7 protein-coding genes are annotated in these 2,853 nt (G+C 69.3%); 3 read left to right on the top strand and 4 right to left on the bottom strand.

Translation table 11 applies throughout. The features are described 5' to 3' along the window. Positions 1-92 precede the first annotated feature (92 nt). The 4 genes from ABZW03_RS39395 to ABZW03_RS39380 form a co-directional block, all read right to left on the bottom strand. Entirely contained in the window at positions 93-251 is a 159-nt protein-coding gene (locus ABZW03_RS39395) for a hypothetical protein (protein WP_355269480.1), read from the bottom strand. A 12-nt stretch (positions 252-263) separates the two neighbouring features. Next, positions 264-512, bottom strand: a complete 249-nt coding sequence (locus tag ABZW03_RS39390) for a hypothetical protein (protein ID WP_355269478.1) — start codon at positions 510-512, stop codon at positions 264-266. 183 nt (positions 513-695) lie between these two features. Beyond that, on the bottom strand, positions 696-902 hold the full coding sequence (locus tag ABZW03_RS39385) for a DUF397 domain-containing protein (RefSeq protein WP_355269476.1): 207 nt from the start codon (positions 900-902) through the stop codon (positions 696-698). After that, a complete protein-coding gene (locus ABZW03_RS39380) occupies positions 887-1,729 on the bottom strand; it encodes a helix-turn-helix transcriptional regulator (RefSeq protein ID WP_355269474.1) in 843 nt (280 codons plus the stop codon). The genes ABZW03_RS39385 and ABZW03_RS39380 overlap by 16 nt, the downstream gene beginning before the upstream one ends. Positions 1,730-1,847: 118 nt before the next feature. Between ABZW03_RS39380 and ABZW03_RS39375 the strand changes: the two genes are divergently transcribed. From ABZW03_RS39375 to ABZW03_RS39365, 3 genes are read left to right on the top strand one after another with little or no spacing between them, the layout of a single operon-like run. Beyond that, positions 1,848-2,048: a hypothetical protein gene (locus ABZW03_RS39375; RefSeq protein WP_355269472.1), complete on the top strand. Its 201-nt coding sequence runs from the start codon at positions 1,848-1,850 to the stop codon at positions 2,046-2,048. A gap of 5 nt (positions 2,049-2,053) precedes the next feature. Then, positions 2,054-2,299 (top strand): hypothetical protein, encoded by a 246-nt coding sequence (locus ABZW03_RS39370; RefSeq protein ID WP_355269470.1) that lies wholly within the window; start codon positions 2,054-2,056, stop codon positions 2,297-2,299. Between the two features lie 50 nt (positions 2,300-2,349). After that, positions 2,350-2,817 (top strand): NUDIX domain-containing protein, encoded by a 468-nt coding sequence (locus tag ABZW03_RS39365; RefSeq protein WP_355269468.1) that lies wholly within the window; start codon positions 2,350-2,352, stop codon positions 2,815-2,817. Positions 2,818-2,853 lie beyond the last annotated feature (36 nt).

The raw sequence follows: 2,853 nt of genomic DNA, 5'->3' as shown, positions 1-2,853 counted from the left end.
CGCGGCGGGCCAGGTGTTTTCCCGCGGTGCCGGCGTGTGGGTTGGCGAGGCCCCCCGCCCACACTCCCCACTCCCCGCCCCGGGCGGCGCGGCTACTGCTCGATGGCGATGCCCTTGAAGCCGATCACGAACGCGTCCGGGTCGTCGTCCTCGTCCAGGTGGTAGGTGGTGCTCGCCCCGGCGTCGGCGGCCTCGTGGCGCTCGTCGGCGGAGTTGTCGAGCGTGATGCAGCCCGCAGCCGGCCGGGCCACCGTTGTGCCGCCTCAGAAGAACCAGACGGAGAGGCGGGCCGTGTTCGGGGCGACGTCGCAGAAGTAGCCGACCGCCTCGCCGCGCGCCACGTAGGCCTGGCCGGCGGCCTCGCACGCGGCGCCGCTCGGGTACATGCCGACGTAGGTGTAACCGGTCGTCCGGGTGGTGGACGCCTGGGCGGCGGGGGCGACGGCGAGGCCGCCCGCGACGGCGAGCAGTCCGGCCAGGGCCATGGTGGAAACCGCTGTGCGCAGAGCCATGTTGGTCTCTTCCTCGCTCGGGGGAGAACGCCGGAGTCCGCTTCCCGGCGTTCGGCGGCGAGCTTTCCCGAATCCCGGATTCAGGGCAATGGTAGAGACCAATTTGGCAGAAAACCGCCGACCGGGGCGCAGTTCGGCCCCGCCGCCCCGGAGTCGGGGTGGCGGGGCCGAGGTGGCTGCGGGTCAGCGGGCGTCGAACTCGCCGGTGCGGACGGCGGTGACGAAGGCCTGCCAGGCGGAGGCGGGGAAGAGGATGGCTGGACCGGAGGGGTCCTTGGAGTCGCGTACGGGCATGACGCCGGCGAAGCCGTCGGCGACCTCCACACACGTACCCCCGCTGCCGCTATATGAACTCTTCCGCCAGCGGGCGCCAGTCAGGTCGACATCCATTCAAAGTCCCTCCGAACCGCACGGATCATGGCTACTGATTCGGTCTGGCCCAAGGCCTCGACCACGAGCCGATCGTAGTCGTTGCCCAGTGCCGTGATCGCGTCGGAATCCCGATCGAGGTAGCCGCGCTGCTCAGTCTCGCCGTAAGCGAGCTTTTTGCGGTCGGGCATGGTAAGGAGATGAACAAGTCGGGTGAACGGCCTGTTCTCGCCCAGCGAGTACGGTGCCACCTGAAGGATGATGTTGGGCCGGGCGGCCATTTCCTCAAGGTGAATCAGCTGTTTGACCATGACGTCTCGGCCACCGATGGGCCGCCTGAGACAGCTCTCGTCGATCACCGCGTGTAGGAGCGGCGGCGGCGTGCGGTCATAGATGTGCTGCCGGGCAAGCAGGAACTCGATTCGTTCATGAGCCTGCTCCGGAGTGACGGTACCTCGTCGGAGGTTGCCCTGCTCCCAGGCGACTGCGTACGGCCGGGTCTGCAGCAGTCCAGGGATGACATTGATCTCGAAGAGCCTGATCTTCTCCGCAGTCGCCTCGTAGTTGGCGTACTCGGGGAAGCCCGGCACAAGAGCCGTGTGCTTGGCCTGAAAGTACATCAGCATCAAAGTCCCACCCGTCTGCAGGACTTCGTCAGCCTTGGTAGCAAATTTCTTACTCGGAGGGCGGCGCGCAAGTTCAACGAACGAGACGTACGACGCGCTGACCCCGCACTTGCGGGCGAGCTGGTGCTGCAGGAGGCCCATTGCCTTGCGTGAGTTGCGGAGTTGGATGGCGAAGGGGGCCCAGGGGCCGGACTCCGGGTCAATCTCCTTGATGTTCACCATGGCTGCTCCAAATCCACTTCAGCGCCGCAGTCAAGTTGTTTGCGCTTCCGATGTTAGGCGTCACTGCGCCAGCATGTACACAGAACGTGAAACTCCGATCGCAGAGGGTTCTCATCCCATGCCCCACGACCAACTCCCGCGCCTCCACGGCTACGGCGTCCGCTGGGACCCCGAGGCCGACCGCTACCGGGTCCGCAACGAACTCACCGGCGAGTGGCTGCGCCGACCCGGCGGCGAGCTCGCCGCCTTCACCTTCTTCGGCGACGCCTACAGCGCCTGGCGCGCCTTCGAGGTCCACAAGCGCCCCGGGGAGGAGTGACCGCCATGTCCTCCACCCTCTCCCGCGCGACCGCCGAGCAGCGCCGCCAGGCCGCCGACGTCCTGGACGACCTCACCACCGTCCTCGCCCTCGGCGGCCTCCACCTCCCCACCCTCGAAGTCGACTGGGACGGCGGCCGCCTGACCTGCAGCTACCTGCTGCGCCTCACCGCCCGCCCCCTCGACCTCCTGCGCATGGTCGACCTGCTCCGCAAGGGCCTGCGCTACGAGCGCCTCGCCTTCGAGGACTGAACCCCCAGCCGCTGAACCCCCTGCCGCGTCGAGAAAGCGAAAACTCCCCCATGCAAGACCCCCGACTGCTCGCCAAGCCCCCCGTCTGCCGGCTCGGCTGCCTCGCCCTCGTCCGCAACCAGCGCGGCGACGTCCTGCTCGTCGACCCCGACTACATGGACGGCATGATCCTGCCGGGCGGCGCCGCCAAGCCCAACGAGCCCCCGCACCTGGCCGCCGCGCGACACCTGCACGCCGAGACCGGGCTGATCGTCCGCCTCACCGACGTCCTCGCCGTCGACTTCACCCCGGCCGACCGCCACCTGGAGCGCCTCAACCTGGTGTTCGACGGCGGCACCGTCCCCGACGGCACCCGGATCACCGTCCCCGCGCAGCGCCGGAGCGGCCTGCTCGGCGCCCGCTTCGTCCCCGCCCGCAACCTCTCGGAGTTCATGGCCCCCTCCCAGGCCGCCCGCGCCGCCGAGGCCCTCGCCGGGCGTTCCCTGCCCGCCCTCCTCCACGGCCAGCGCGCCGCCTGACCCTGCCCGAGCAGCAGCCGGCCCGGCGCGGACTCC

The organism is Kitasatospora sp. NPDC004799 (genome assembly GCF_040609095.1).
Taxonomy (GTDB): Bacteria; Actinomycetota; Actinomycetes; order Streptomycetales; family Streptomycetaceae; genus Kitasatospora.
This window is presented reverse-complemented; position numbering and strand designations above follow the sequence as displayed.

Excerpts from the sequence above, each read along its gene's own strand:
- ABZW03_RS39375 (WP_355269472.1), top strand. The coding sequence starts at position 1,848 with ATGCCCCACGACCAACTCCCGCGCCTCCACGGCTACGGCGTCCGCTGG.
- ABZW03_RS39365 (WP_355269468.1), top strand. The coding sequence starts at position 2,350 with ATGCAAGACCCCCGACTGCTCGCCAAGCCCCCCGTCTGCCGGCTCGGC.
- ABZW03_RS39390 (WP_355269478.1), bottom strand. The coding sequence starts at position 512 with ATGGCTCTGCGCACAGCGGTTTCCACCATGGCCCTGGCCGGACTGCTC.
- ABZW03_RS39380 (WP_355269474.1), bottom strand. The coding sequence starts at position 1,729 with ATGGTGAACATCAAGGAGATTGACCCGGAGTCCGGCCCCTGGGCCCCC.
- ABZW03_RS39385 (WP_355269476.1), bottom strand. The coding sequence starts at position 902 with ATGGATGTCGACCTGACTGGCGCCCGCTGGCGGAAGAGTTCATATAGC.
- ABZW03_RS39370 (WP_355269470.1), top strand. The coding sequence starts at position 2,054 with ATGTCCTCCACCCTCTCCCGCGCGACCGCCGAGCAGCGCCGCCAGGCC.